This window comes from Halobacillus sp. ABA4_118 (genome assembly GCF_056160205.1).
In genome coordinates, this window is the sequence record NZ_JBSWWS010000001.1 from 290,536 (window position 1) to 316,730 (window position 26,195).

25 protein-coding genes are annotated in these 26,195 nt (G+C 47.6%); 7 read left to right on the top strand and 18 right to left on the bottom strand.

Features of this window, described 5'->3' with window-relative positions; genetic code table 11:
• The first annotated feature begins 250 nt into the window (after window positions 1-250).
• A complete protein-coding gene (ytvI, locus tag ACXAGL_RS01560; protein WP_474989541.1) occupies window positions 251-1,357 on the top strand; it encodes a sporulation integral membrane protein YtvI in 1,107 nt (368 codons plus the stop codon).
• 32 nt (window positions 1,358-1,389) lie between these two features.
• Here ytvI and ACXAGL_RS01565 read toward each other — a convergent pair whose 3' ends face one another.
• The 8 genes from ACXAGL_RS01565 to dnaE all read right to left on the bottom strand — a co-directional run bounded on the left by ACXAGL_RS01565 (window position 1,390) and on the right by dnaE (window position 12,167).
• Window positions 1,390-1,782, bottom strand: coding sequence for an FxsA family protein (locus ACXAGL_RS01565; protein ID WP_474969182.1), 393 nt, complete (start codon window positions 1,780-1,782; stop codon window positions 1,390-1,392).
• 100 nt (window positions 1,783-1,882) lie between these two features.
• Window positions 1,883-3,646 carry a pyruvate kinase gene (gene pyk / locus ACXAGL_RS01570; RefSeq protein WP_027955158.1) on the bottom strand — a complete coding sequence of 588 codons (1,764 nt, stop codon included), beginning with the start codon at window positions 3,644-3,646 and terminating at the stop codon, window positions 1,883-1,885.
• Window positions 3,647-3,676: 30 nt separating this feature from the next.
• Window positions 3,677-4,636 (bottom strand): 6-phosphofructokinase, encoded by a 960-nt coding sequence (pfkA, locus tag ACXAGL_RS01575; protein WP_474969183.1) that lies wholly within the window; start codon window positions 4,634-4,636, stop codon window positions 3,677-3,679.
• A gap of 220 nt (window positions 4,637-4,856) precedes the next feature.
• Complete coding sequence (locus ACXAGL_RS01580; RefSeq protein WP_474969184.1) at window positions 4,857-5,819, bottom strand: acetyl-CoA carboxylase carboxyltransferase subunit alpha; 963 nt, start codon at window positions 5,817-5,819, stop codon at window positions 4,857-4,859.
• The gene (gene accD, locus ACXAGL_RS01585; protein ID WP_474971148.1) at window positions 5,816-6,676 is read right to left on the bottom strand and encodes an acetyl-CoA carboxylase, carboxyltransferase subunit beta; all 861 of its coding nucleotides are present in this window, start codon (window positions 6,674-6,676) and stop codon (window positions 5,816-5,818) included. The genes ACXAGL_RS01580 and accD overlap by 4 nt, the downstream gene beginning before the upstream one ends.
• A 100-nt stretch (window positions 6,677-6,776) precedes the next feature.
• Window positions 6,777-7,370, bottom strand: a complete 594-nt coding sequence (locus ACXAGL_RS01590; protein ID WP_474969186.1) for a FadR/GntR family transcriptional regulator — start codon at window positions 7,368-7,370, stop codon at window positions 6,777-6,779.
• Window positions 7,371-7,448: 78 nt separating this feature from the next.
• Entirely contained in the window at window positions 7,449-8,687 is a 1,239-nt protein-coding gene (gene ystJ, locus ACXAGL_RS01595) for an NADP-dependent malic enzyme (RefSeq protein ID WP_474969187.1), read from the bottom strand.
• 120 nt (window positions 8,688-8,807) lie between these two features.
• Window positions 8,808-12,167: a DNA polymerase III subunit alpha gene (dnaE, locus tag ACXAGL_RS01600; RefSeq protein WP_474989543.1), complete on the bottom strand. Its 3,360-nt coding sequence runs from the start codon at window positions 12,165-12,167 to the stop codon at window positions 8,808-8,810.
• A 131-nt stretch (window positions 12,168-12,298) separates the two neighbouring features.
• Here dnaE and ytrH point away from each other — a divergent pair, with 131 nt between their 5' ends.
• Both ytrH and ytrI read left to right on the top strand, forming a co-directional pair.
• Complete coding sequence (ytrH, locus tag ACXAGL_RS01605; protein ID WP_027955151.1) at window positions 12,299-12,631, top strand: sporulation membrane protein YtrH; 333 nt, start codon at window positions 12,299-12,301, stop codon at window positions 12,629-12,631.
• Window positions 12,631-13,128 (top strand): sporulation membrane protein YtrI, encoded by a 498-nt coding sequence (gene ytrI / locus ACXAGL_RS01610; RefSeq protein WP_474969189.1) that lies wholly within the window; start codon window positions 12,631-12,633, stop codon window positions 13,126-13,128. Before ytrH ends, ytrI begins: the two co-directional genes overlap by 1 nt.
• A gap of 16 nt (window positions 13,129-13,144) precedes the next feature.
• Here the strand turns inward: ytrI and ACXAGL_RS01615 are convergent, their stop codons facing one another.
• Window positions 13,145-14,101: a DHH family phosphoesterase gene (locus ACXAGL_RS01615; protein ID WP_474989545.1), complete on the bottom strand. Its 957-nt coding sequence runs from the start codon at window positions 14,099-14,101 to the stop codon at window positions 13,145-13,147.
• Between the two features lie 124 nt (window positions 14,102-14,225).
• Here ACXAGL_RS01615 and ACXAGL_RS01620 point away from each other — a divergent pair, with 124 nt between their 5' ends.
• Entirely contained in the window at window positions 14,226-14,528 is a 303-nt protein-coding gene (locus ACXAGL_RS01620; protein WP_027955148.1) for a YtpI family protein, read from the top strand.
• 37 nt (window positions 14,529-14,565) lie between these two features.
• Here ACXAGL_RS01620 and ACXAGL_RS01625 read toward each other — a convergent pair whose 3' ends face one another.
• The 5 genes from ACXAGL_RS01625 to ACXAGL_RS01645 form a co-directional block, all read right to left on the bottom strand.
• Complete coding sequence (locus ACXAGL_RS01625; protein ID WP_474969191.1) at window positions 14,566-15,879, bottom strand: DRTGG domain-containing protein; 1,314 nt, start codon at window positions 15,877-15,879, stop codon at window positions 14,566-14,568.
• Window positions 15,880-16,054: 175 nt separating this feature from the next.
• Window positions 16,055-16,735 carry a metal-dependent hydrolase gene (locus tag ACXAGL_RS01630; protein WP_474971146.1) on the bottom strand — a complete coding sequence of 227 codons (681 nt, stop codon included), beginning with the start codon at window positions 16,733-16,735 and terminating at the stop codon, window positions 16,055-16,057.
• Window positions 16,736-16,984: 249 nt separating this feature from the next.
• Window positions 16,985-17,656 carry a PspA/IM30 family protein gene (locus ACXAGL_RS01635; protein WP_474969193.1) on the bottom strand — a complete coding sequence of 224 codons (672 nt, stop codon included), beginning with the start codon at window positions 17,654-17,656 and terminating at the stop codon, window positions 16,985-16,987.
• A gap of 15 nt (window positions 17,657-17,671) precedes the next feature.
• Window positions 17,672-18,184, bottom strand: a complete 513-nt coding sequence (locus ACXAGL_RS01640; protein WP_474989547.1) for a DUF4178 domain-containing protein — start codon at window positions 18,182-18,184, stop codon at window positions 17,672-17,674.
• A gap of 94 nt (window positions 18,185-18,278) precedes the next feature.
• Window positions 18,279-19,037, bottom strand: a complete 759-nt coding sequence (locus tag ACXAGL_RS01645) for an SDR family oxidoreductase (RefSeq protein WP_474969195.1) — start codon at window positions 19,035-19,037, stop codon at window positions 18,279-18,281.
• A gap of 106 nt (window positions 19,038-19,143) precedes the next feature.
• Here ACXAGL_RS01645 and ACXAGL_RS01650 point away from each other — a divergent pair, with 106 nt between their 5' ends.
• On the top strand, window positions 19,144-20,472 hold the full coding sequence (locus ACXAGL_RS01650; RefSeq protein ID WP_474989549.1) for a purine-cytosine permease family protein: 1,329 nt from the start codon (window positions 19,144-19,146) through the stop codon (window positions 20,470-20,472).
• A gap of 273 nt (window positions 20,473-20,745) precedes the next feature.
• A complete protein-coding gene (locus ACXAGL_RS01655) occupies window positions 20,746-21,204 on the top strand; it encodes a universal stress protein (RefSeq protein ID WP_160836355.1) in 459 nt (152 codons plus the stop codon).
• Window positions 21,205-21,375: 171 nt separating this feature from the next.
• Here the strand turns inward: ACXAGL_RS01655 and ACXAGL_RS01660 are convergent, their stop codons facing one another.
• The 4 genes from ACXAGL_RS01660 to ACXAGL_RS01675 all read right to left on the bottom strand — a co-directional run bounded on the left by ACXAGL_RS01660 (window position 21,376) and on the right by ACXAGL_RS01675 (window position 25,126).
• Window positions 21,376-21,888, bottom strand: coding sequence for a MogA/MoaB family molybdenum cofactor biosynthesis protein (locus tag ACXAGL_RS01660; protein ID WP_474971144.1), 513 nt, complete (start codon window positions 21,886-21,888; stop codon window positions 21,376-21,378).
• A 2-nt stretch (window positions 21,889-21,890) separates the two neighbouring features.
• Complete coding sequence (locus ACXAGL_RS01665) at window positions 21,891-22,718, bottom strand: EcsC family protein (protein ID WP_474969198.1); 828 nt, start codon at window positions 22,716-22,718, stop codon at window positions 21,891-21,893.
• A gap of 102 nt (window positions 22,719-22,820) precedes the next feature.
• Window positions 22,821-24,011, bottom strand: a complete 1,191-nt coding sequence (locus tag ACXAGL_RS01670) for an acetate kinase (RefSeq protein WP_474969199.1) — start codon at window positions 24,009-24,011, stop codon at window positions 22,821-22,823.
• A gap of 128 nt (window positions 24,012-24,139) precedes the next feature.
• Complete coding sequence (locus ACXAGL_RS01675) at window positions 24,140-25,126, bottom strand: class I SAM-dependent methyltransferase (RefSeq protein ID WP_474969200.1); 987 nt, start codon at window positions 25,124-25,126, stop codon at window positions 24,140-24,142.
• Window positions 25,127-25,356: 230 nt separating this feature from the next.
• Between ACXAGL_RS01675 and ACXAGL_RS01680 the strand changes: the two genes are divergently transcribed.
• Window positions 25,357-26,160, top strand: coding sequence for an NAD kinase (locus ACXAGL_RS01680; RefSeq protein WP_474989551.1), 804 nt, complete (start codon window positions 25,357-25,359; stop codon window positions 26,158-26,160).
• The last annotated feature ends 35 nt before the right edge of the window (window positions 26,161-26,195 follow it).

Here is a 26,195-nt window from a genome sequence, read left to right on the forward strand (position 1 = left end):
ATCTCTCCCTTTCGAAAAGTTCCAAACGAATGCTTGTCCGTTTGACAAGAAAACGCTTTACATTTAACAGAATCCCTTAATAGGAAAATGACCCCACAAACAATTATAAAGTATTCTGAAGAGAATGTGAATTGAAACCGTTTAATTTTGATGGAATTTATCGAACCTTTTTCCTTTTATTCCCTTAGTGAACAGGGTGCAAACAGGGCAGAAGTCTTACAATCCACATCGAAAAAAGAGGGTGCCGGAGTTGACCAACCACCTTATTTCCATCATTTTAAGGTCCGTTCTGCTTCTTGGAGGCTTAACGGCAGCAGCTATGCTTTTCCTGTTCCTATGGAATTATTTACATCCTTTTCTGAGTGCCTACCTTTTTGCAGCACTTCTTCGTCCTTTCATCCTTCTGATATCCCGCAGGCTTCATCTGCCCCGTTTCCTTTCTATTCTACTTGTTCTCGGGATGTTCACCCTGCTTGCACTCAGCATCTTCGCCCTTGTGGTAGCTGAGCTGATCAAGGGATTTCAGCACTATTCCACAGACCTCCCTGCTCAGGCAGCTGCTTTATCAGTGTTTATAATGAATCAAGGAAGAGAATGGGCGGAACCGTTGACGTTAAGACTGCAGTCCTCTCTGGAGCACTCCGGAATCGTGACCTCTTCCATTGATGAATACCTGCAGGCGGTGCAGAGCCAGGCAGGACGGGTAAGTATGGATTTGTTAAGCGGGGTGTTCGAAGGTATCCGGTATATCGCAGGGATGATTCCGACTTCTTTAGCTTACACAGGTATTGTTATGATCGGTACTTTTTTCTTCAGTAAGGATTGGGAAGCGATTCACCGCCCTTTCCGGAGGATTATTCCAGCTGTTGTCCTGGACCGTGCCGAACAGGTGCGTGTTGAAATCGGAAAGACATTCAAAGGACTGATCAAGGCTCAATGTATGCTTGTAAGCATCAGCACCCTCATAATAGGTAGCGGACTCTATCTGCTTGATGCTCCCCACGCTCTCACGGTAACGGCTGCCGCCTGTCTGGTCGACTTCATTCCTTATGTAGGGACAGGGGTGATTTTCATTCCATGGATGCTGTTCCAGTTTTTTTCTGGAGATTTCCCAATGACGATTGGGCTTGCTGTTCTATATGCTGTCGTCGTTACGACAAGGCAGCTTCTGGAGCCCAAGCTGATGGCCGATCAATTCGGTGCCCCCCCCATTGTCCTGCTGCTTACCTTTGCGGCGGGCTTTCAACTTCTCGGCGTCTATGGAATCATGCTCAGTCCGCTTTTGCTGATGGTCATACAGACATTAAAGAGGACTGGAGCTTTTAAAGAACTCTTTCATTTTATTACAGCAAAATAAAGCTCCATTTCCAGAACGGAAATGGAGTCTTTTTATTTTCTGTAAATGGTCACGGTTCCTTTATCCATTGCTTTCTGAATCGCCCGTTTCACAAGTCCTTTTAACGGCGTTCTCGTCATGGGCAGGAGAAGGATGAATCCTGCGGCGTCTGTAATGAACCCAGGCGTTAACAGGACAGCTCCTCCTACAAGGATACAAGCCCCGTCCAATAAAGCATCCTGAGGCATACGCCCCTGCTGCATAGAGAGCTGGACATTCTGGATCGTTTCCATCCCTTGTTTCTTGGCAAGCCAGGCTCCCAGGGCCCCCGTACTGATGATCAGAAGGATGACCCACCATGGACCGATGACATTTCCGGCCCCGATCAGCAGACCGATTTCCAATGCGGGTATGATCAATATGAGGATGAATAACCAGCGAAACATAGCATCTTCCCTTCTTTTCCTTTCCTCCATTATACCTTTTTAAAGCTGTAAGGTAAAAAATAAAAGGCAGGGATCTCATCCCTGCCTTTCCTTCTATCTATTACAGGACGCTTGCATGTCCTTCGTAAATGTCACCACGGGAACTGTCGATGGTAAGATCGGAACCATCCTTGATCAGTTCAAGAGCATTTGGTACGCCCACGATAACCGGGATACCAAGGCTTAGTCCGACAACGGCTGCGTGGGAAGTCAGACCGCCTTCAAGTGTAACGATTCCTGCCGCTTTTTCGATGGCAGGCATCATGTCACGGTCTGTTCCGTGAGTCACGATGATATCACCGTCTTCTACACGGTTGATGGCATCCTGAGCATCTTTAGCGATGATGGCACGACCATACGCGCTCTTCTGGCCGACACCCTGGCCTTTGACCAAAACATCACCGATAACGTGAACTTTCATCAGGTTGGTTGTACCGCTCTCTCCAACAGGTACACCACCCGTAATGATGACACGATCCCCGCGGTCAGCTAGGCCGGAAGCAAGGCTGCGTTCAACCGCAACGTCTAGCATGTCATCCGTAGAGTACGCGCGCGGTCCCATGACTGCATACACTCCCCATACAAGTGAAAGCTTACGGTTGACCTCTTCGTCAGACGTAATCGCTACGATCGGAGCTTTTGGACGATACTTGGAGATCATGCGGGCTGTATGTCCACTTTCAGTCGGCGTAACAATGGCGGCTGCATCCAGGTTGATCGCTGTGTGGGTAACAGACTGGCTGATGGCATCCGTAATCGTCATATCACTGTGCTTGGAGCGGTCCTGCAACAGGGATACGTGGTTCAAGCCTGTTTCTGTTTTGGAAGCAATATTATGCATCGTTTGGACGGCTTCCACCGGATAGTCACCAGCAGCTGTTTCGCCGGAAAGCATGATCGCATCGGTGCCGTCAAAAATGGCATTGGCTACGTCAGAGGCTTCCGCACGCGTTGGACGTGGGTTGCGCTGCATGGAATCTAGCATTTGTGTGGCCGTAATAACCGGCTTGCCGGCTTTATTGCATTTGCGGATCAACTGCTTCTGCACAAGAGGTACATCTTCTGCTGGAATTTCAACACCAAGGTCACCACGGGCAACCATCAATCCATCACTGACTTCAAGAATTTCGTCGATGTTGTCGACACCTTCCTGGTTCTCGATTTTTGGAATGATTTGAATGTGGTTGGCGTTATGCTTTTCAAGAAGTTCTTTGATTTCAAGAACATCAGACGCACGGCGTACGAAAGACGCAGCGATGAAGTCAACACCCTGCTCAATACCGAACTCGATATCCTTGGCATCTTTTTCTGTAATACCGGGCAGATTGACGCTCACGTTTGGAACGTTGACGCCTTTTTTGTTTTTCAATGGTCCATTGTTAAGGACCGTTGTCTTGATTTCTTCATTTTCCTTGTCCACTTCTTCCACCTGAAGTTCCACAAGACCGTCATCAAGAAGAATTTTGGATCCAGGGTGTACGTCGTTGATGAGACCGGAATAAGTCACAGAGAAACGCCCTGCATCCCCTTCGATATCCTTCATGGATACGTAGGCTGTGGATCCTTTTTCAAGGTAGCACTCTCCACCTTTTAGAGAACCGGTACGAATTTCCGGACCTTTGGTATCCAGAAGAATCGCTACAGTCTTCCCTACGGCTTTTGAAGCTTCACGAATGTTTGTGATACGTGCACCATGTTCGTCGAAGTCTCCATGTGAAAAGTTCAGACGGGCAACATTCATCCCTGATTCGATAAGCTGTGTCAACTTTTCTACAGATTCAGACGCTGGTCCAATCGTGCTGACGATTTTTGTTTTTCTAAACATATTATTTCCTCCTCTAGTGCCTCTTACGTTTTATATAGATAGTTCTTTGGAAAGACGATACATATCAAGGTCAACCGTATGCTTGGCGTTCAAAATCTCCACAATGTCATGGTCCACCAGTTTGTTCGCTTGGATACCGACCATGCGGCCTGCTTTTCCTTCGAGAAGCAGATCGACGGCATAAGCGCCTAAGCGGCTTGCAAGAACTCTATCTGCAGCGCTCGGGGAGCCTCCGCGCTGGGTATGCCCCAGTACAGTGACACGGGATTCCAAGCCGGCAGCTTCATCAATGCGGCGGGCAAGTTCGCCTCCGGTGCAGACGCCTTCGGCAACGATGATAATGCTGTGTTTCTTGCCACGTTCATGTCCTCTTCGAAGACGATCGATAATATCTCCCAGCTCATCTTCCGCTTCCGGAATCATGATACTTTCCGCACCATCTGCAAGTCCAGCCCAAAGGGCAAGGTCCCCTGCATCGCGGCCCATGACTTCTATGATGAACGTCCGCTCATGGGACGTAGCTGTATCACGAATTTTGTCGATGGCATCAATAATGGTATTCAATGCTGTATCAAACCCGATTGTGAAATCAGTTCCAGGTATGTCGTTATCAATCGTTCCTGGTACACCGATGCATGGGTAGCCTTTTTCCGTAAGTTTCTTAGCCCCCATAAAGGTACCATCACCACCGACAGCTATCAAGCCTTCAATGCCATGTTTTTTTAATTGTTCAATCCCTTTCAACTGACCCTCTTCGGTTTTGAACTCTTCACAACGGGCAGAATAAAGCTTGGTTCCTCCACGCTGAATGATGTCACCCACGGATCCAAGTTCCATTTTTTCGATATCACCGTCGATCAAACCCTGGTAACCGTACTTGATCCCGTACACTTCAATGTCATGATAGATCGCTTTCCTGACAACTGAACGGATGGCCGCGTTCATACCCGGGGCGTCTCCACCACTCGTAAGTACTCCAATTTTTTTCATTCTCATCACCTCAAAAGTAATCTATTTATGTTGTTTCCAACTAAAGATGAATTGAAACCTCAGTCCCCCTGATCTCTAGGACTCCCTTTACAGTCTACCCTTTTCTGCACAGCTGGACCATTCTTTTTCCCGTGATAACGTTACCATCCTGTAAAGATGCGAAAAGCCGCACGAAATGTGCGACCTTCCAATAACGGACCTTTATATTTCAACCCTATCATTATAAATCAAGATATGAGTAATCGCCAATGTTTTTATATTTTTTGAAACGATTCTCCAGCAGTTGATCATGATTCAAGGTGTGAAGTTCATTCAGGGAATCGGTCAGGACCTGCTTAATTTCCTGCGCCTGTGTCTCGACATCGCGGTGGGCTCCACCCCTCACTTCCGGGATGACACCGTCAATGACGTTTAATTTCTTCAAGTCGTAGGAAGTAATCTTCATCGATTCGGCAGCTTCCTGAGCAAGACCTGCATCCTTCCATAAAATGGACGATGCTCCTTCTGGAGAAATAACGGAATACGTGGAGTTTTCCAGCATGAAAATTTTATCTCCGATGCCAAGTCCGAGAGCTCCACCACTTCCTCCTTCACCAATGACAATACAGATGATAGGCACAGTCAAGCCGGCCATTTCCATCAAATTGCGGGCAATCGCTTCACTCTGCCCGCGTTCTTCTGCTGCTTTCCCTGGATAAGCGCCTTTCGTATCGATGAACGTAATGATCGGGCGCTTGAACTTCTCTGCCTGTTTCATTAAACGAAGCGCTTTACGATAGCCTTCCGGATGAGGCATCCCGAAGTTACGCCGGATGTTTTCTTTCGTATCCTTCCCCCGCTGATGACCAATGACTGTGACGGGCTGTTCATTGAATCTGGCAATTCCGGAAACGATTGCCGCATCATCACCGAATGTACGATCCCCGTGAAGCTCCAGGAAATCTGTAAATAAGTGCTCAATATAATCAAGAGTCGTGGGCCGTTCCGGGTGGCGGGCCATTTGGACTCTGTCCCATGGTGCCATCCGATCATAAACGTCCGTTTCCAGTTTTTCCAGACGTTTTTCCAGCTTGGCGATTTCATCGCTTAAATCCATTTCACTGCTGTCTGTGAGCTGTTTCAAATCTACAATTTTTTCTCTTAGTTCGATGACTGGTTTTTCAAATTCTAACACGTGTTTCATAACCGGCTTCCTCCTACTGCGTGAAGATCCAGAACAGTTGTCAGTGTCTCTCTCAGCTCATGGCGGTGGACAACACGGTCCAGCTGGCCATGCTCCAACAGAAATTCAGCCGTCTGAAAATCATCCGGCAGTTTTTCCCGGATGGTCTGTTCAATAATTCTTCGTCCCGCAAAACCAATCAAAGCTCCAGGTTCTGCAAAGTTATAATCACCAAGGGAAGCAAAACTGGCGGATACACCGCCTGTAGTCGGGTGAGTCATGACAGAAATAAACAAACCTCCATCTGCATGAAGGCGCTGCAGCGCTACAGAAGTTTTTCCCATCTGCATGAGACTGAGGACTCCTTCCTGCATACGTGCGCCCCCGGATGCCGTAAAGATGATAAATGGAATTCCTTCTTCGCGGGCCTTTTCAATGGCGTTCGTTATTTTTTCACCGACCACGGACCCCATACTTCCCATTCTGAACCGGGCATCCATGACAGCTACAGCCGCCTCAAGGCCGTTCATCCGAGCTTTCCCAGTGACTACAGCTTCATTGAGGTCGGATTTCAACCGGTCTTTTTCCAATTTCTCTTCGTAATCTGGAAAGCCGAGCGGGTTACTTGAAATCATATGTTTATCCCACTCTGTAAACGTCCCCTCATCGAATAGGTGCTCAATCCGTTCATAGGCATTGAGGCGGTGATGATGATCACAATATGGGCAGACATTCATATTCCGATTTAATTCTTTACGATAGAAGATTTTTTGACAGTTGGGGCATTTCTGCATTAAACCTTCCGGTACATCCTGTTTGGCTTCCTGGCTTGGTATGGATGCATACCTTTTTTTCTTGCTGAAAAAGTCTCTAAGCAAGGTGATTCCTCCTTTGGGACAAAGCTTCCTTTCTATTCAATATACAAAAAGTACTTTGCGTAATACCACTGAATTTGTCGTTATGGTTTCGACATCATTTTCAACGATAGAGCTGTATGATATCCATTGTACTGCCCTTCTGCAGGGTTTCCACCACAGCATCATACCAGCTTTTATCATAGTGCACATGATGTACGGTATTGGTAAATCCGGCTATAAACTGCCACATGGAAAAAAGCAGCTCCTGCCCACATGTAGAAAAAAGGTAGTCAAACACATGGTGATGCCTTTCCTTACCAACATGTCCTTCTATGATGTCTTTTAGACGGTACAGCTGTTCGCTGGTCAGTTTATGCTGCAGAATCGTCAATACTTCTTTTTCGATCATCTGCATAGCTGTCAATAGTTCCTCTTTTGTCCTCTTTTCCGTCAACAGGAAGTTCGACAGCAGTTCAACCATATGATACGGGCGGTAGGATCTCATATAGGTACCTTCTCCGCGGCGGGTTTCAATCAGACCGAGCAGTTCCATGGCGCGGAACGCCTCGCGGATCGATGACCTTCCTACACCGAGCTGTTCGCTTAGTTCGCGTTCAGAAGGCAGCTTATCGCCAGGGCTCAATTGATTCTCCTCAATGTAGGCTTTCAATTGATACAAAACCCCTTCATATACCTTCCCTTGTGGTTTAGTCAACGTACCCGAACACCTCTTTCCCGCTTTTATCCTATGGCCATATGTAAGGGGAAAGATCTCTTTCCCCTTTTCCGGCACTTATTCTTCATCAATTAAAGTGAGCTGTCTCGTCTTTTCTGCCACCTCTTCAGGGTCTACATGATGACGGGCTACGCCTGATTCCATCGCAGCCTTTGCAACGCTTGCTGCCACAGCTGGAGCTACACGCGGGTCAAAGGGAGCAGGAATAACATAGTCCTCATTCAAGTCTTCATCACTTACAAGGGAAGCAATCGCCTCCGCAGCTGCGATTTTCATTTTTTCATTGATTCGAGTCGCGCGTACATCAAGAGCCCCTCGGAAGATTCCTGGAAAAGCCAGAACGTTGTTCACCTGGTTAGGAAAATCGGATCGTCCTGTACCGATGACACGAGCCCCAGCTTCCTTCGCATCGTCCGGCATGATTTCCGGTTCCGGGTTGGCCATGGCAAAAATGATGGAGTCATCCTTCATACGGGAGACCGTTTCCTTGGACAACAAACCACCAACAGATACACCGATGAAGACGTCAGCATCTTCCATGACTTCCTCAAGAGCGCCTTCGACACGGTCTTTATTCGTAATTTTAGCAATTTCATCTTTGACATCATTCATTCCGTAGTCGCGGCCTTCAAAGATAGCGCCTTTGGAATCACACATAATAATATCACGTACACCGAAATGATAAAGTAATTTGATAATAGCAATTCCTGCGGCCCCTGCCCCGTTGGCCACCACTTTAATATCCGACCATGATTTTCCTGTGAGCTTCAAAGCGTTCATCAGACCTGCGACCGTCACGATAGCCGTTCCGTGCTGATCATCATGGAAGATAGGGATGTTCGTTTCCTTCTTCAACCGCTCTTCAATAATGAAGCAGTTTGGTGCAGCGATATCCTCCAGGTTTACGCCGCCAAACGTGGGCTCCATCAACTTCACCGTCTGCACAATCTGATCGATCTCTCTCGTGTTCAGGCAGATAGGAAAAGCATCAACACCGGCAAAGCTTTTGAACAATGCGGCTTTCCCCTCCATGACTGGAAGAGCAGCTTCAGGACCGATATTTCCAAGTCCAAGCACGGCAGAACCGTCACTGACCACGGCCACCATGTTCCCCTTCATCGTATAATCGTAGACCGTTTCTTTATGGTCGTAGATTTCCTTACATGGCTCAGCCACTCCAGGGGAGTAGGCAAGACTTAGATCCTTAGCATTCCGTACAGGTACTTTTGAATGTGTTTCCAGTTTCCCCTTGTTCACCCGGTGTATATGCAATGCTTCATCTCGCAGATTTGACACAACAACACGCTCCTTTAAATGAATGATAGAACCGACCCAGGTGGTCTGACCACCAGTAACTCCTTAATTATAACAGATGATAAGGTCGTGTAAAGATTTTCAAAAATATGGACTTAGTTTTTAATTTTCCGCCTTCTTTTTGTTACTTCTTAATGCGACATTTTTCTCCCCAAAAAATGCGTTCAACTGATCAAGACAGTCTCTGGTGGGCTGAAGGCCATAACTTTCGTCAAGGCGGTAGGTCTTCCGATCTTCTGACCGGAAAAGAAAAACTGGTGTATTCCCCGGGAAATATTGTGCCGTTTCTTTTAACTGTTGAAGGGCTTCATTTTCGTTTTCATCCGTTACTTTAACGAACAGCCGTCTTTCTCCCTGAGCTGACTCATGGGATGGTTCATCCAGTTCAAAAGGCTGAAGGGACTGAATAATAAGCTGCTTCCTTCCGTTTCTTTCCTCTACTTTCCCCGACGTTGTCACAAGCATCTGTTCTTTCAGCCACACTTTGACGTCCCGGTACGTATCCGGAAAGATGACAGCATCCACTTCAGCACTTTCATCACTCATGGATAAAAAGGCCATCGGGTCCCCGCGCTTTGTACGAATTTCCCGAATGCTGTCAACGACCGCAGCCGTATCGACTTTTTTATTCATTTTCATCCTGAATAGCTGAGCAAGAGCAAGGATGCCTCTTCTCCGGAGAGATTTCCGCTGACTCTCAAGGGGATGATCAGATAAATAAGTGCCGAGGACTTCTTTTTCCATCGCCAGATTCTTCAAAAGCGGAAAAGGTTCCACATCCACCATATCCATGACCATTTCCTGATCGAAGAAACCGGGCTGGTCCTGGAATTCCTTGAACAATTCCCCCTGCTCAAGAGCCTGATCGATGGTGGCCAGAGCACTTGCACGGTTGGAGTGCAGTTCATCAAAAGCCCCGGCAATAATGAGCCCTTCAATCACTTTCCGCGATACAATTTTCGTATCCACACGCAGACAGAAGTCGTTCAAATGGCGGAAAGGCTGTTGTCCACGCCCTTCTACAATCGCTTTAGCCGCCTGATACCCTACGCCTTTGATGGAAAGAAAACCCATAGTGATTTCCCTACGCTGCCCCTGAGCAGTCGCCCCGCTTTTATTTATGGAAGGAGCCTTCACCCGTACGTGCATCTCCCGCGCTTCCCGAATGTATGCGGCCAGTTTGTCCCGGTCTCCCAGATTCGCGTTGATAAGCTCGGCCATGAATGCAGACGGATGATGAGCTTTCATAAAGGCCAGCTGGTAGGAAATTAAGCTGTAGGCAACAGCGTGGCTCCGGTTGAATCCATAATTGGAAAATTTGACAATCCAGTCAAACAGCTGCTCAGCCACCTGCTTGGAATATCCATTTTCCAATGCTCCTGATACAAATGCTTTCCTCTCACTCTCCAAAACCCCGGCCTGCTTCTTGCTGACCGCTCTCCGAAGCATGTCCGCCTGTCCAAGCGAATAGCCCGCAGCAAGTCCCGCCACCTGCATAATCTGCTCCTGATAGACGAGTACGCCATAAGTCGGGCTTAAAATTCTTTCCAGATCCTCGTGTGGAAGTTCGATCGCTGCTTTCTTGTTCTTTCTTTCAATGTAAGTATCGATATATTCCATCGGACCCGGCCGGTAGAGGGCGTTAACGGCGACCACATCTTCAAAATGAGTGGGCTTCAGCTTTGTGAGTACCTGCTTCATGCCCTGCGACTCCAATTGGAAGACACCATTGGTTTTTCCTTCCGAGAGCAGGGAGAAGGTTGCAGCATCATTCAATGGAATCTGATCCAGAGAAAAGGACCGGTTTCCCGCCCTTTGAATCTTCCGTTCCAGATTTTCCATAAAGGTCAAGTTCCTCAGTCCCAGAAAATCAATTTTCAAAAGACCGATTTTTTCCAAATCCCCCATAGTAAGCTGTGTTACATACACCTCTCCCTGGCTTTTCATTAAAGGTGTATATTCCATCAGCGGTTTTTCTGAAAGCACGACCCCTGCCGCATGTGTGGAAATATGGCGGGGAAGGCCCTCCAGCTTGGCTGCAATTTTGAACAGATGCTTCAGTTTTTCCGAGTTTCTAATATAATCTTTCAATTCTTCCGACTGACGGACGATTTCTACAAGAGGTTGAGCCGCCTGCTTCGGCAGCTGATGAAGGATAAAAGACGCATCGCTCTCCTCAATATGGAGAACCTTGAACAATTCCCTCAGCACACTTTTTGCAGCGAATGTACCGAACGTGCTGATTTGAGCTGCATGCTGCCTTCCATACTTTTCAGCTACATAGGAAATGACCTCCTCCCTGCGCTGGTCAGGAAAATCGATGTCGATATCCGGCATCGTAATACGTTCCGGATTTAAGAACCGTTCAAAGAGCAGTTGATATTCGAGCGGATCCACCTTCGTGATGTCGAGAAGATAAGCGACAATCGACCCAGCCGCCGATCCCCTCCCAGGTCCGGCATTGATCCCCTTTGCGCGGGCAAAATCGATAAAGTCCCAGACAATTAAAAAGTAATCACTGAAACCCATGGATTCAATGACACTTAATTCATGGTCCAGCCGCTCGACAGCCTCTGCCTTGCCGGCATATTTTTTCTTCAGGGCACGCTCGCAGAGTTCACGCAGATAGTCCGCTCCGCTTTTCCCTTCCGGTGCCGGATATGTAGGAAGAAGCTGCTGGTTCAGATCCATGTCCCATTGACAGCGGCGCGCGATGTGGTCTGCTGTTTCAAGGACTTCCGGCCACCATTCCCCAAAGAAGGATTCCATCTCTTCCGCACTTTTTAAGTAGAAGGGGCCGTGAGCACTCTTCGGTGTATAACGCGTACCTTCATCCACCGCCCGTAAGCATTGATAGGCGTCGGCTTCCTCTTTTTTTATGTAACGCACGTCCCCGACAGCCGTTACCTGCAGCCCTTTTTCATCCGCCCATTCCCGCAGAGGGGTGTGCAGCTGCCGTTCAGAATGAAGATCCACATCTTGAATACTTAAGTAAAAGTCCTCTTTCTTCACTGCGTGCATCCATCGGTTCAACCCGTCCTCCATATGCTCGAACATCCGGTCGGATAAGGGTTCTCCCCATGGAGAGGCAGAGGTCATATGAATGACGATCAGCCCCTGACTCACGTCGGCGAACGTTTCCAGATTCAACGGATGATCTTTTGTATTGGCCCACGTAGCTATTTTCATCAGGTTTTTATACCCGGTCTGATTCGTCGCGAGAAGCCGAACGGGATGGAGAAGGGAACGGTCCTCGATGGTCGTCGTTAAACCGATTACCGGCTTGATCCCCTGTGCCCGGCATTCCTCATAAAATGCCAGCGCTCCGCTCAACGTGTTCTCATCCGTCAAAGCGATGGATTCAAACCCAAGGGCCTTCGCCTCATGGACCAAATCGTTAATCTTCACCGTACTCTTCATAAGACTATAGCCGCTGCGGACATTTAAATGGGTGAAAGTCATTTCGTACACCTTCTTTCATGTGTAAATTATAGCTACTATTGGATAGGGAATAAAGCCCTCTGCATAAAACCACAGGAAAAAGAATATTCGTTTAAATAGAAACACATTTTCCAGGCGGAAAGAGGGACAAGATGGAAGACCGTTTAATCGTATCCATGATCCAATGCTTCTTTATCGCTTTTGGAGTTATTGTAGGTGGAACACTGATTGGAAGTATCGGCAGTTACTTAACAGGGGAAGCTCCGCTGACCGCCATGTTCCGCATCGCCAAAAGTTTAAGAATCTGGGCTGTTGTTGCAGCCATCGGGGGAACCTTCGATGCCATCAGCAACTTTGAAAAAGGCATTCTCGACGGATCCACTTTCGATATGTTCAAGCAGATCGTCATAATCGTTGCGGCTATGGGCGGGGTGAAGGCAGCACTTCTGTTGTTTGAGTGGCTGCTTGGAGAAGAGGTGACCTGATGCATTTCCCTCCTTACCATAAAAGCAGGGAATGGAGGCGTTTTTTCGCCGGTGTGCTGCTGGGCACCCTGGCCGGCTGGCTCTTTTTTCTTTATACTCATGGGCAGCTTCAGCAGAAATACACGGAAGAACACATCGCCTTGACTACAGAGCTGCATGAACTGGAAGTGAAGTATGAGGGACTGCTGAACAATAAAAACCAGGATTCTGAATCCGCACCACTGACGGTGGGCGAAATGGACGTATCCTACACCAATGCCAAAAAGCTGGAAGTCGACCTGCTTACGCAGCACCAGCTGACAACGATGGTCAAGGATCAGCTTTCTTCCCTGCCAGGGAAGCCTGTAAAAGTGGTAGCTGATCAGGCGGATCTGATCTTAACCGCCCTTGAAAACAAAAACTATGTGGTGGATGACTTCACTTACCAATTGAAAGTGAACCGGCTGATCATTTCAGAAGTCATTACGTTAAGACTTGAAATAAAGCTGGTACGTTAAAAACGAGCAGGCCATCTTATGCCTGCTCGTTTCGATATGCTTTACAAACCTCTTCCAATTCCCGGGCAATGTCCTCGGTTTCTGCCCAGTCGGAAGCAGAAGCCCCGGAGGCCATCGGATGTCCACCACCATGATGAGCAGCGGCGACTCCGTTAATCACCGGACCTTTGGAACGCAGGCGGACGCGGATATTATCTTCTTCTTCCACGAAGAACGCCCACGCAAGAATGCCCTCAATATCTCCGAGAAGGCCGACCAGCTGGCTCGTTTCGGTCGCTGTCACACCAAATCGCTCCAGTGTATCCTTATCAAGACGAATGGTGGAATAGCCGGCCGGGTGAAGCGTGAAGTTCTCAAGAACATAGCCTTTTAACCTGGCTACGTGGACAGGAGTCTTATACATTTCGTTAAACAGGGAAGATCGATCAAAATCGTAATGCACTAAATCCGCAGCATAGGAGAGCGTTTTTTTCGTAGTGCTTGGAAAAAGAAAGCGCCCGGTATCCCCTACAATTCCTGCATACAGAAGCCTTGCAGAACGTTCATTCATTTTCAGCCCGGCCTCGATTCCTTCCATATATAAATGATAGATCATTTCGGAGGTGGAGCTGGATGTCGTATCCACCCATTGAATATCTCCATACTGATCGACGTCAGGGTGATGATCAATTTTCACGAGCTGTTTTCCTGTTCCAAATCTCTGGTCGTCAATACGGGCCTGATTGGCTGTGTCACAGACGATGACTAAAGCTTCCTTAAAAGTATCATCAGCAATATCATCCATTTCGGCAAGAAATGCCAGTGAGGGCTCCCCTTCGCCTGCAAGGTACACCTGCTTTTCTGGAAAGCTCGCACGAATCATTTCGGCAAGACCGGCCTGGGAACCATAGGCATCGGGATCCGGCCGGACATGGCGGTGGATAATGATAGTCGAATAAGATTTAATGGACTGAATGATGGCTTGTGTAGACATGAAATAAAGCCTCCTTTTAATTTTTTCCTGACAACCGCCTGCAGAATTCCCGGCCCAGGTAGCCTTTTCCAACAAAACAAGCTACAATGAAAAGGAATTCTTAACGATCAGGAGTCGATTCACCTTGATTATTTTTCCGATTCTCATCTTAGTTTCCCTTGTTCTTTACATTTACTACAAAGTGATGGTCATCCGGGCCCGGGATCCACTTACACAGGAATACTTGAACAGCAGATCGAAGATTTTCCTCGGCGGATTCTTGTTTTTCTTTGCGATTAACCAGTATGTATTTTATCAAACAAGGCTTTCCTTGTTTGTCGGGCTGGTTTTCCTTATCCTCGGAGCTGCACAGGCTCGGCTCGGCTTTAAGGCGAGCCGCCATTACCAGCAGGAATATAAAAAGCAGGAAGCCCGTTCACAGACCTGAATGCTTCACAAAGCCGCTGCCCGGACAGCGGCTTTTTTTATCGATCGATCAACTGAGCCATAAGAAGGGCTTTTCCGACAATCGATTTTCCGTGATGAACTTCAATGTCCACCTTAGCAAATTTGCGGCCGACTTCTAAAATCTGTGGAATAATTTCAATATCACTTTCAATTTGAACCGGCTTGATAAAATAGACGGAAATATTTTCGACGACCAGATCCCCTTTTTTGTACTTCCGGAGCATCCGGCTGGAGGCCTCTGTAATCAAGGACACAAAAACGCCGTACGACATCGTGCCAAGCTGGTTGGTCATCTGCGGAGTCACCGTCGTGCTCCAGCGCTGCGGGCTCTGATCGCTCTCCACCATCACCATCCGGTTTGTAGCCAGATCATCGATGGTTTCTCCAACTTGAGGCTGCCGTTGAATGTGCTGCAGCGCCTTCAGTACATCCTGCCGGGAGATAATCCCCTGGAATTTATGGCTGGTGTCAACGACCGGCATCAGTTCGATTCCTTCCCACACCATCACATGCGCCGCATTAGCCAGGGATGTCGTCGTGTGAGCCGTCATCGGATTACGGGTCATCACCTTATCGATCCTGACCGTTTTCTCCTGCCCGATGACATCTTTAGAAGTGACAATTCCAACCACACGGTTCTGCTCATCCACCACCGGATAGCGGCTGTGCTTCGTTTCATCATTCAGGTCATGCCAGCGCTGGACAGTATCCCTTGTGGAAAGATACCTGGAATCTTCAAAAGAAGTGTAGATATCATCCACCAGCACGATTTCCTTTTTGATGAGCTGATCGTAAATGGCTCTATTAATCATTGTCGCTACAGTAAATGTATCATAACTTGTAGAAATAACAGGGAGCTTCTTTTCGTCGGCTAGTTTTTTCACGGTATCTGTCGTATCAAATCCACCCGTTACTAACACAGCCGCCCCCTCCTTCACTGCAAGTTCATGGGCATTCGTCCGGTTTCCGACAATGAGGAGGGAACCCGCTTCAGTATAACGCATCATCGCTTCCAGTTTCATAGCTCCGATAACAAACTTCCCAAGGGTTTTATAAAGGCCTTCTCTGCCGCCCAGAACCTGCCCATCAACGACGTTGACAATTTCAGCGAACGTCAGACGCTCAATATTCTCTTTCTTCTTCTTCTCAATCCGGATGGTCCCCACACGCTCCATCGTACTGACAAGATGCTGGTTTTCCGCTTCCTTAATGGCACGATAGGCCGTTCCTTCACTGACATTCAGCGCTTTTGCAATCCCGCGTACGGATATTTTACTTCCTACCGATAAGGACTCGATGTGCTCCAGGATCTGTTCATGTTTTGTAGCCATTCACCCACCAAACTTTCTATCTGTACTAGTCATTTCTCACTTTATTGTTATTATACAACTGATACAGATGTTCTGCAATTTCTTCCAGAAATCAGGGGGCATGGTTTCGAGGATTAAACCGGTATTGGATAAAAAAAAGCGGCAGAGCCACAATGACCCGCCGCTTTTCAACTCTCTACAATTCTATGACTTCTCCAGGCTGAAGCGCACGTCCTGTTCCAGGCTTCACCTGTGAAGCAAATCCTTCTCCATCCTGATTGATGAGATCGAAGGTGTTATAGTGAACTGGAACGACCTGTTTCGCCTGCAGCCATTCTGCTGCGGTTAAAGCATCCTCGGGTCCCATCGTGAAATTATCCCCGATCGGAAGAAAAGCCAGATCAATATCATTGCGTTCCCCGATCAGTTTCATATCAGAAAACAACCCGGTATCCCCGGCGTGGAAAATGGTTTTGCCATCGATAGTCAGCAGGATCCCCGTCGGCATGCCTGTATAGACAATCGTGCCATCCTCTTCTGTATAAGCTGAACCATGAAAAGCCTGGGTGAACTTCACATGTCCGAAATCAAATTCATGCCCCCCGCCGATATGCATCGGGTGGGCATTTAACCCTTTGTTTCCAAGATAGGTAGCCAGTTCAAACGGAGCAACAATCTGCGCATTGGTCCGTTCGGCAATCTCGAACGTGTCCCCTACGTGATCGTTATGTCCATGAGTCAGCAGAATGACATCCGGTTCCACCTGATCGGCATCCAAATCCGTGTTCCCGTTATCGGATATGAATGGGTCAAACAAAATCGTTTTTCCATTGGCTTCCACTTTGACTACGGCATGTCCATGATAAGAAACTTTCATCCTTCCACTCCTTCTCACAAAAGTAATGTATACGGCCGGATGCATTTATCCAGCGCTTTCCATTTCCTTCTACACTTTTTTTCATTTCCCTGTCTTTCTACTCCTAAAACACAGGCGGACTTTTTCAGAGGAAGTCCTTGATCTCCACCGCTATCCGCTAAGAAAGGACGTGTCTGACCTATCCCGAAGCAGAGCTGTGCCAGAGGTATTCATACATACGAAAACCCCCGGAAGCCGGGGGTCTCACCGTTACTCTTTATTCATTTTACGCTTCAGCGCCTGCAGTTCATCATCCACATCATCTTTTTTGTCCATTTCCTCGAATTCATCATCAATGGAGCGGGCTTCTGATGAAAGATCATCACTCGTATCCGCCTCCGCTTCATACTGCATGACCTTTTCTTCCATACGCTCAAAACCTTGACGGGATTCATCCCCGCCGATGCTGGACATGGTCCGGTTCATCTTCGTACGGGTTTTCGCTGATTCCGCACGGGCTTTCAAGGAATCTTTCTTCAGTTTCATTTCCTGGTATTCTTTCTTCATTTCATCGAGCTTTTCACGGAGATTGGAAGCGTCTGTCTGCGCTTGTTCCCAGGACGCTTTCAACTGCTCGGCCTGTTCCTGATGATTTTTCTTATCTTCCAGGGCGCGGCGGGCAAGATCTTCATTACCCGCTTCAATGGCTTTTTCCGCCTGCTGCATCCGCTTATCCGCAAGAGCCTGGGCATCATCGTACTTGCGCTTCAGCATTTTCTCATTGGCGATCTGCTTAGCAACAGCGCTCTCTGCTTCACGAATGTCATTTTCCATGTCCCTCATAAATTGGTCGAGCATTTTCACTGGATCTTCAGCTTTATCGAGCATCGCATTCATTTCAGAACCTACGACCGTCTTCACACGTTTGAAAAATTTGAACATGTAAATTCCTCCTTATTATTTAGAACCTGCTATAATTTTCAATTCATACGCTTCGATGTCTGACCCGATACTGACTTCAACTTCCGTCCCCCAGGCTTCCACACTCAGGTATGTTTCTTCATCTTCAGATATATAGTCCGCATAGTTGACGGTCCGGCCGTTCACGTTCGCACTGCGGCCTTCCCCTGTCACCTGGGCTTCCCCTTCTTCATCCTTCGTGTAGGTCACACCTTCGTATTCAAGAAAAGCGGGGTACGGCCTGCTCACGGGCAGATTGACCTTCTCATACATCCCAAGCTCCAGCTCGTCATCCATTTCAGCAGCGAGCCATTTGGTTCGATTCCCTTCCAGCAGCTGATAGGCATACCATTCATAAGAACCGTCCCGGTAGGTGATTTTCCCTACTACTTCGTAATCGGCGAGGTCGTAGGTCACGATATCTCCTACTTCAATCGTCAGCGGCGTCCGTTCTTTCACCTCGGGCACCTGCTGGTCTTTCTTTTGAAACAATCGAGAGAAAAAACCCAATCCTTCACTTCCCTTCTGCTTTGCCCTGTGTACCTTATGTACGGAAAGCCACGGGCAGAGGTTTCACTTTTTCAAAAATATTCACCTTTCTCCCTTAACGATGGCGGTGGATGACATCAAGACCGCCGGTGACTTCGTATATTGTGCCTGTAATCATATCCGAGCGTTCATCACAGAGAAAATCGATGGTCCGTGCGATATCCTCTCCTGTCCCGGGTCTTCCTATCGGTGTCTCCTCATCCGTCGTATTCCGGCTTTGATCGATGGATGACTCCTTCCATTCACCTACAATATTCCCGGGGCAGATCATATTTGAGGTGATGCCGTGCTCGGCTTCCTCATAGGCAATCGTTTTGGTCAGGGAAACGAGCCCGACTTTCGCTGCAGCGAAGGCTGATCGGTAAATCCATCCGGATGCCGCATGAGCTCCTTGAAATCCATAATTGATGATCCGGCCGAAATGCTGTCTGCGCATATATGGAATGGTCAGCTTAAGCAGGTAAAAGACGGCATCCAGATTCCCACGGATCATTTGATTCCATTCTTCTTTAGAATAGTCCATCAGCTTTTTCCGTTCAAATATATAAGGCCCTGCATTATTAATTAAGAAGTCGATGCGGCCGTAGCGGTCCACCGCCTCCGCGACCACACGTTCCAAATCCTGTTCCACTGTGACATCCGCCTTCACGAGCTGAATACGCCCGCGCGCGGAAGCAAAGTCATTCAGGAGTGTCTGCGCCTTCTGCTCGTCGTTAAAATAGGTCACCGTTACGGAATACCCCTGAGCAAGCATGTGTTCCGTAACTTTTCTGCCGAGGCCTTTCGTGCCGGCTGTTATGATGGCATGGCGCATCTAAACCCCTCCTTTTATCAATCCGTCTCTATTTTCAAACAGTTGTATTGTTTACTTCTTCTGCCCCGTTCTGTACAATGAGCTCGTCAGAAAGGACGTGACAATCATGAGAGCTGCTGCAGGCAGTAAGTCTGTTGTGGAGAGGTACGGACTTGAAGCCGTCCCTGCCCATCAGAAAAATACGCCCTGGTACCGTTTCGCTTTTATCCAGATGGCCGTTGCGGCCAATGCCGGAAACTTCCTCGTTCCCGCTCTTGCTGTCATGGAAGGCGGGCTTTCCTTTTGGAGCGCTGTTCTCTGCACCTGTGCAGGCGCCTGGCTTGGGTTTCTATTTGTATCCTATTTATCTTTACCCGGGGCAAGGCTCGGCATCCCAGCCCAGTATGCGATCCGCACGATGCTTGGTGTCCGGGGCGCCCAGTTTCTATCATCTCCTGTAAGGAGCTTGACTTCTCTGTACTGGTTTGCGGTCCAGACCATCGGAGGAACGTACGTCATTCAAGAACTGGTATCCAGAATTACCGGAGCTGCGCTTCCCTTCTGGATTGTTTCCCTACCGTTATCTCTGTTGATGGTCCTATTAGCTATCCTCGGTTTTAACGCCGTTAAGAAAGCGACTAGTTATTTCCTTCCGCTCCTGCTTTTTGGAGAGGGGACTATGCTCTATGTATACTTTACTACAAACAATGAATCCGGTGCATCCTTAACGCTTGCTATGGATGGCTGGAGCGGCTCTATCCCGATGATGCTGTTCTTCTCAAGTCTGGCCTTCGTCCAGTATGTTTCTGGAGTGAGCGCATCAGCTGATATGACGAGATATGCGCAGACACCGGCCCAAGGTTTCTGGGGACTGCTTACAGGCAACGCCGCCGGGTTTCTTTTAACAGCAGTGATTGGATGTGCCTCAGCTACTCTTTATGGAAGTCTCAACCCTTACGTATCCTCTTCAAACCAGACGGCATCCCCCGTGATCATCGCGGTGATTACATTGACAGCTGTGATTTCCATGATCAGCATCAACGTCAGCAATGCCTATACCGGTGGTTTCAGTCTTCTCAACATTTTCCCTAAGCTTTCCAGGGTGCAGAGTGCCGTGCTTTTTGGCAGCGCAGGCGTTATTCTGAGTGGATTTCCAGACCTCGTGAATGAAGCGGAGTCATTTATCTCTCTTCTCGGCGGCTTGATCATTCCGATTTCTGCCTTTATTGTCAGTAATTTCCTTGTGGTGAAACGCAGTCGTCTGACCAACGAGGATTTGAACCTGCTTGCTTCTGCCCCGGCTGTCAATCGGGCAGCGATGGGGGCAGTGACCATCGGGACACTGTTGTACTTTATCTTTCCGGACGATTGGTCCCCCGGGTTTCTTACCTTTGTAGTGATTGCAGTGATATACCCGCTCACCCAGAGATACGCTGAAGAGCACAAGGAATCATAAGTTACGAAAAATCCCCCGCTTTTTTTCTGGCGGGGGACTTCTTATTTATCGACGTTTTTGACGACGGTCACCGGACTGGTAGCTCTCATTCAATGCACTCACAATCCGGCGTTGATCCATGCTTTCTTTTTCAAGAGGGTTCATTGGCTTCTTCATTGCTATCACCTCTGTCTTATTGTTCACACAATTCTCCCGATTATGTATGGAACAGCCGTCTACAACAGCGGATCGCATGATATAATAAAAGTAATTAAATGGGAGGGGGTAATTGGGATGACTTATGAATATAAAGATATCGTCGTTGCCGTGGATGGTTCCGTTACAGCAGAGGAGGCTTTTTCAAAAGCGATCGACATAGCCAACCGAAACGGGGCAAAACTGATTCTTGCTCACGTCGTGGATACAAGAGCTTTTGCTACTGTGGAAGCGTATGACCGTTCCTTAGCGATACGGGCAGAGCAGTACGCCACGGAGCTGTTGAACGACTATCAAAAGAAAGCGGAACAAGCCGGCGTCACCAACGTCGTGATTGATATTGAGTATGGGTCACCGAAAGTGAAAATCGCTAAAGATATTGCGCCTAAACACCACGCTGATTTAATTATCTGCGGTGCGACCGGTCTGAATGCAATGGAACGCTTCTTTATCGGAAGTGTTTCCGAGCACATTACCCGCTATTCCCCATGTGACGTTCTCGTTGTCCGGGCCGGTGCCGATAAACAAGAGAAGTAAAGAGCCCTTTTAAGGGCTCCTTCAGGCTGTCGAGACTTTCTCGACAGCCTTGTTTTTTTCGATTTTAAGCACTCCCAAGGGGCTTTCGCTCCTGGCGGTAGGAAAGAAAAAGCTTGTAAAGAAACAGAGGTCTCTCTACAAGCTGAAGGAGCCTCTCCAAGGGCTCCTTTTTCATTGATCTTTTCTTAATTCACGGACAACATGGCGAAGTTCCGGTAAAATCAGCTTTTCCATAGCCAGTTTCACCGCTCCTGTTGAACCAGGCGTGGCAAAGACCGCTTTTCCACCTGCCACCCCCGCCGCTGCCCTGGATAGGATAGCGGCAGATCCAATGTCTTCGGTGTAGCTGAGCATACGGAAAATCTCTCCAAAGCCCGGCATTTCCTTTTCAAAAACACGTTCCACTGCTTCAATCGTGACATCCCTGGCAGCGATTCCTGTGCCGCCATTCAGTAAAATGACGTCCATAGAGGGATGAGCCATGTACTCGCGAAGTTCTTGGAGAATGGACGCTTTCTCATCAGGCACAATCGAAGAGCGGAGGATTTCATGATTGTGCTCCAGCAGTTTTTCCTTCATCAGTCTGCCGCTCTTATCCGTATCCACTGTCCTTGTATCACTAACGGTAATGATCCCGCAGCGGACAGGCCCTTTTACTGCTTGCTTATGTTCATCAACAGACACGTTCAGCCTCCTTCCTCACTCGTGATGTGACGATACTGGTAAAATTTCATAGCGAATTCCGTCACCCGCTTCGTTAAATGGTAGTTCGAATATGCGCCGATGGCTATGCTTATAAAGGGAAGACCCTGCACCAGTTTTTTTCTGAACATCAAAATGAACAGGGACTTGAAGCAGTGCTTCAGCGGCTGCTCGAGCCATCCTTCATCCGTCAGGCGGTCATCACCGGCAACAATGAAGTTATGTTCTTTTTTCTCGACTTCCTGAATCAAATCTTCCCAGGCCTGCGCTTTCAAACGCTTGGGTAGTGTCGCCGCATGAAACACCTTCAAGGAAATCATCATTTCGTAAGGATGATTCATTTCATGGCCAAAGGTAAGTCCGATCAATTGAATGGCCCGGATGTTCATAAGCATCATCATCGGATAGTCGACACCGAGAAACAACCATCCTCCAGCCCCCGTCAATCCACCCTGAGCAAAAGAATACAGACGCCCACGAGCCATCTGCTGCTCAGCAATGTAAGTCAATTGATCAGTGGTCAACTCTTTTTCCATATCCTGAATGTGATGGATGTTGGAAGAAAAGATCCTGCCGGCGGTCAAAATCCGCTCACGCGCCTCATATTGATAGGACGTCCCTTGGAGAAACGCATGGGTGTGGAAGAACCACGCATCCAGCTTGGAAAAGAATTTATCTCTGACTCCAGGGTCCAGGTTCTGAAAATTTTGATGCATCCATTGATCATACATGTTTTCAAAATCATTCGGCTGGTACTGCCGGAACTGCTGAAGCCATACCTCAAGTTCTCTACGGATTCGATCATCAGCCAATCCATTCTCCCCCTTATAAGGCAGCCTTTTCCTCTATTGTAGCCTTAACAACGAAAAAAAAGCAATGAACCCGGAGAACCGGATTCACTGCTTTGACCTTTCTTATAAACCTTTTTCCACAGTATCGCGGGCAATCATGACTTCCTCGTTGGTAGGAATGACCATAACTTTGACCGGAGAGTGCGGGTAGTTCACAAACGCTTCTTTTCCACGGACTTTGTTCAAGGATGGATCCCAGTAAACACCCATGAACTCCAATCCTTTAAGGACACGTTCACGCATTGTGATACTGTTTTCACCAACACCTGCTGTGAAGATGATGCCATCGATTCCGTGCATGCGGGCGGCGTAGGAACCAATATATTTGTGGATACGGGCTGCGAACACTTCGAGAGCAAGCTCTGCACGTTCGTCCCCTTCATTCGCCTGCACTTCGATGTCTCTCAGATCGCTGGAGAAACCGGAAAGAGCCAGCATTCCACTTTCTTTATTCAATACATTCATAACCTCTGACGCTGTCTTACCCGTCTTTTCCATAATGAATGGAATAAGGGCAGGGTCAATGTTCCCGGAACGGGTTCCCATTGTTACCCCGGCAAGCGGTGTGAAGCCCATGGATGTATCAATGGATTTTCCACCTTCAATCGCTGCAATACTTGCTCCATTACCAAGGTGGCAGGAAAGCAGACGAAGCTCCTCAACCGGACGGCCGAGCATTTCCGCTGCACGCTCGGAAACATACTTATGAGACGTACCGTGGAAACCATATTTACGAATGCCGTACTCTTCATAGTACTCATATGGCAGGCTGTACAAGTAAGACTGCTCAGGCATGGACTGGTGGAAGGCTGTATCGAAAACGGCCACGTGCGGAACGTTCGGCAGCACTTCACGGAAAGCATTGATTCCTGTCAGGTTGGCAGGGTTATGCAGCGGTGCAAGGTCCGATACCTCTTCGATTTCTTCAATCACTTCGTCTGTAATCAATACAGATTCACTGAAGCGCTCGCCTCCGTGGACGACACGGTGGCCGACACCGTTAATTTCATCCAGAGAGTTGATGATGCCGTTGGCTGTCAGCTTATCCAAAAGCATTTTTACCGCTTCGGCATGATCAGGAATTTCTGTTACCGCTTTATCTTCTTCATCATTAAATTCAATGGTGAACACAGCGTCATCCAGACCGATCCGCTCGACGAGGCCTTTTGTAACGACTGTTTCCTCAGGCATTTCGATCAGTTGGAATTTCAACGATGAACTGCCGGCATTGATAGCAAGAATGTTATTACTCAACGATGCTCATCCCCTTAACTATAGGTTCGTAACTTTCTACCATTACTATTTAATCACCCGCACCCTTTGATTTCAAGGCAGTTCGGTGATGTTAACGTTTACTTGTTATATTCATTATTTTCTCACAATTACCGGCTTTTATATTCATCAAACCAGGCGTTCATTTGACTGAGGATATCCGCCATACCATTTGGATTTTTAAAGGACGGCAGTTTCACAAGAAGGGCCTGTTTCGGCGCTTTTGTATCCTTCCCTTTCTTCTGCAGGATTAGTATGCTCTTGCCGTGCTTCTCATCCTTAAAGAGAGAATCAGAAAGCTGAAGCATTCCTACAATATGGGCGTGTTCACGCAGGTAGGCATTCAAAGCTTTGGACTGATCGCTTTCAAACAGGAAGTTCGGCACGATGAACATCAGGTACCCGCCTTCTTTCGTGTAGTTCAGTCCCTGTTCAATGAATAAGTGATGAGCGTAGGAAAGGCCTTCTTCTGCTTTTAACTCATACTTCGCTGCCTGCGCGTCATCCGGATAGTAACCCACCGGAAGATCTCCCATAACAAAATCAACAGGCTCCATTAAAAACGGGGCCAGGCTGTCCTGGTGGAAGAACTCAATCTTGTTTTTCTGCAGGTTGGCGTTGGTGACTGCCAGCTGGATCAATGTAGGATCCACTTCACTGGCATAAGCGTTCACCGGCATGTCAAGCTGGTTCATCACCGACGTAATCAAGTTGGCACTTCCCGCAGCCGGATCGAAGATTTTCAATTCCTCCTCGCCTTCAAACAAGCGGGAGGCGAGATACCCCATAAACATCGCGACAGAATCCGGAGTGATCAAGTGCTGCTGCTGTGTGGCTCCTTTCATCCCTTTCAGAATCGCCAGCTGAACAGCTTTCCGGATTTCTTCCTTCTCATGATTGTCCTTATTCACTTTCGTCAATTCATTTGTCAAATACGTTTGAAGGTTTTCACTCATGTCATCAAACGGCTGACCGTTGAATAATACATCCATTGTTTCCGCAATGGATTCGAGGTAGGTAATATTCATATCCTCTGAAATCGTTGTTGCTGTATCATCAATCCATTGAAATAGTTGTTCTACATGTTCCTGCTTCATAACTATTAGACTCCTTCTCCGTAAAATTCCAAAGAAATGACGCACGTTGTCAATAACAAAATGCGCCCGTTTACGTACTTGTTCCATTATGGTCTAAACTAACCATAACGAAAACCATGCCGTAATTCAACAATGTGAAACTTTCCCGATTTATTTGAAAACTGTGTGCGCTTACACTTTTGAAATGATATGATATGGCTGAAGCTGTACAACTTAAAGGAGGAGTCATGATGACAGATCAACGTAGAAACCTATACTTTTATTATCATCAAAAAACCGAACTTCAGGATAAATTAGAAGCTCTCTTCCAGCTGGCAAGGGACAACGATTTCCAAATTGTTGAAAATTCTAATGACGCCAATATCATTATTGCTGTCGGAGGAGACGGGGCCTTTCTTCAAGCTGTCAGAAAAACGGGATTCCGGCAGGACTGCCTGTATGTAGGGATCCGCAGTGAGAATGAAGCCGGCCTGTACTGTGACTTTAATATTGATGATCACGATGAAATGATCGAAGCCATGAAAAATGCAGAAGTAGAGGTACGGCGCTTCCCTGTTATCGATACCACCATCAACGATGAATCCACCTTCTCCTGCCTGAATGAATGCAGTGTACGGTCGACATTGATTAAATCCATTGTCATTGATGTGTATATTGATGATCTTCATTTTGAAACGTTCCGGGGAGACGGATTGATCATCGCCACTCCAACTGGAAGTACAGCCTACAACAAATCCATCAATGGAGCCGTTGTCGATCCAAAACTCCCGTGCTTCCAAATCAGTGAGCTTGCCTCCTTGAATAACAACCGTTACCGGACCCTCGGTTCATCCTTCATCCTCAGTGGAGAAAGAACCTTGAACCTTAAAGTCAGACAAGATGGAAACGACTACCCGATTATCGGCATGGACAATGAAGCGTTCTCCATCCGAAACATCCATGACGTTACAGTAAACCTCAGTGAAAAAGTGATCAAAACGGTCAAGCTTAAAAATAATACGTACTGGGATCGTGTGAAACGCACCTTCCTATAACCATCACAAAAGGCCTCCGCGGAAAATATCCGTGG

Coding starts and splice junctions, on each gene's coding strand:
- ACXAGL_RS01565 (WP_474969182.1), bottom strand. CDS start 1,782: ATGTTTCGCTGGTTATTCATCCTCATATTGATCATACCCGCATTGGAA.
- pyk (WP_027955158.1), bottom strand. CDS start 3,646: ATGTTTAGAAAAACAAAAATCGTCAGCACGATTGGACCAGCGTCTGAA.
- pfkA (WP_474969183.1), bottom strand. CDS start 4,636: ATGAAAAAAATTGGAGTACTTACGAGTGGTGGAGACGCCCCGGGTATG.
- ACXAGL_RS01580 (WP_474969184.1), bottom strand. CDS start 5,819: ATGAAACACGTGTTAGAATTTGAAAAACCAGTCATCGAACTAAGAGAA.
- dnaE (WP_474989543.1), bottom strand. CDS start 12,167: ATGACTTTCACCCATTTAAATGTCCGCAGCGGCTATAGTCTTATGAAG.
- ytrH (WP_027955151.1), top strand. CDS start 12,299: ATGGAAGACCGTTTAATCGTATCCATGATCCAATGCTTCTTTATCGCT.
- ytrI (WP_474969189.1), top strand. CDS start 12,631: ATGCATTTCCCTCCTTACCATAAAAGCAGGGAATGGAGGCGTTTTTTC.
- ACXAGL_RS01615 (WP_474989545.1), bottom strand. CDS start 14,101: ATGTCTACACAAGCCATCATTCAGTCCATTAAATCTTATTCGACTATC.
- ACXAGL_RS01625 (WP_474969191.1), bottom strand. CDS start 15,879: ATGGCTACAAAACATGAACAGATCCTGGAGCACATCGAGTCCTTATCG.
- ACXAGL_RS01630 (WP_474971146.1), bottom strand. CDS start 16,735: ATGAAAGTTTCTTATCATGGACATGCCGTAGTCAAAGTGGAAGCCAAT.
- ACXAGL_RS01635 (WP_474969193.1), bottom strand. CDS start 17,656: ATGTTCAAATTTTTCAAACGTGTGAAGACGGTCGTAGGTTCTGAAATG.
- ACXAGL_RS01645 (WP_474969195.1), bottom strand. CDS start 19,037: ATGCGCCATGCCATCATAACAGCCGGCACGAAAGGCCTCGGCAGAAAA.
- ACXAGL_RS01650 (WP_474989549.1), top strand. CDS start 19,144: ATGAGAGCTGCTGCAGGCAGTAAGTCTGTTGTGGAGAGGTACGGACTT.
- ACXAGL_RS01655 (WP_160836355.1), top strand. CDS start 20,746: ATGACTTATGAATATAAAGATATCGTCGTTGCCGTGGATGGTTCCGTT.
- ACXAGL_RS01675 (WP_474969200.1), bottom strand. CDS start 25,126: ATGAAGCAGGAACATGTAGAACAACTATTTCAATGGATTGATGATACA.
- ACXAGL_RS01680 (WP_474989551.1), top strand. CDS start 25,357: ATGACAGATCAACGTAGAAACCTATACTTTTATTATCATCAAAAAACC.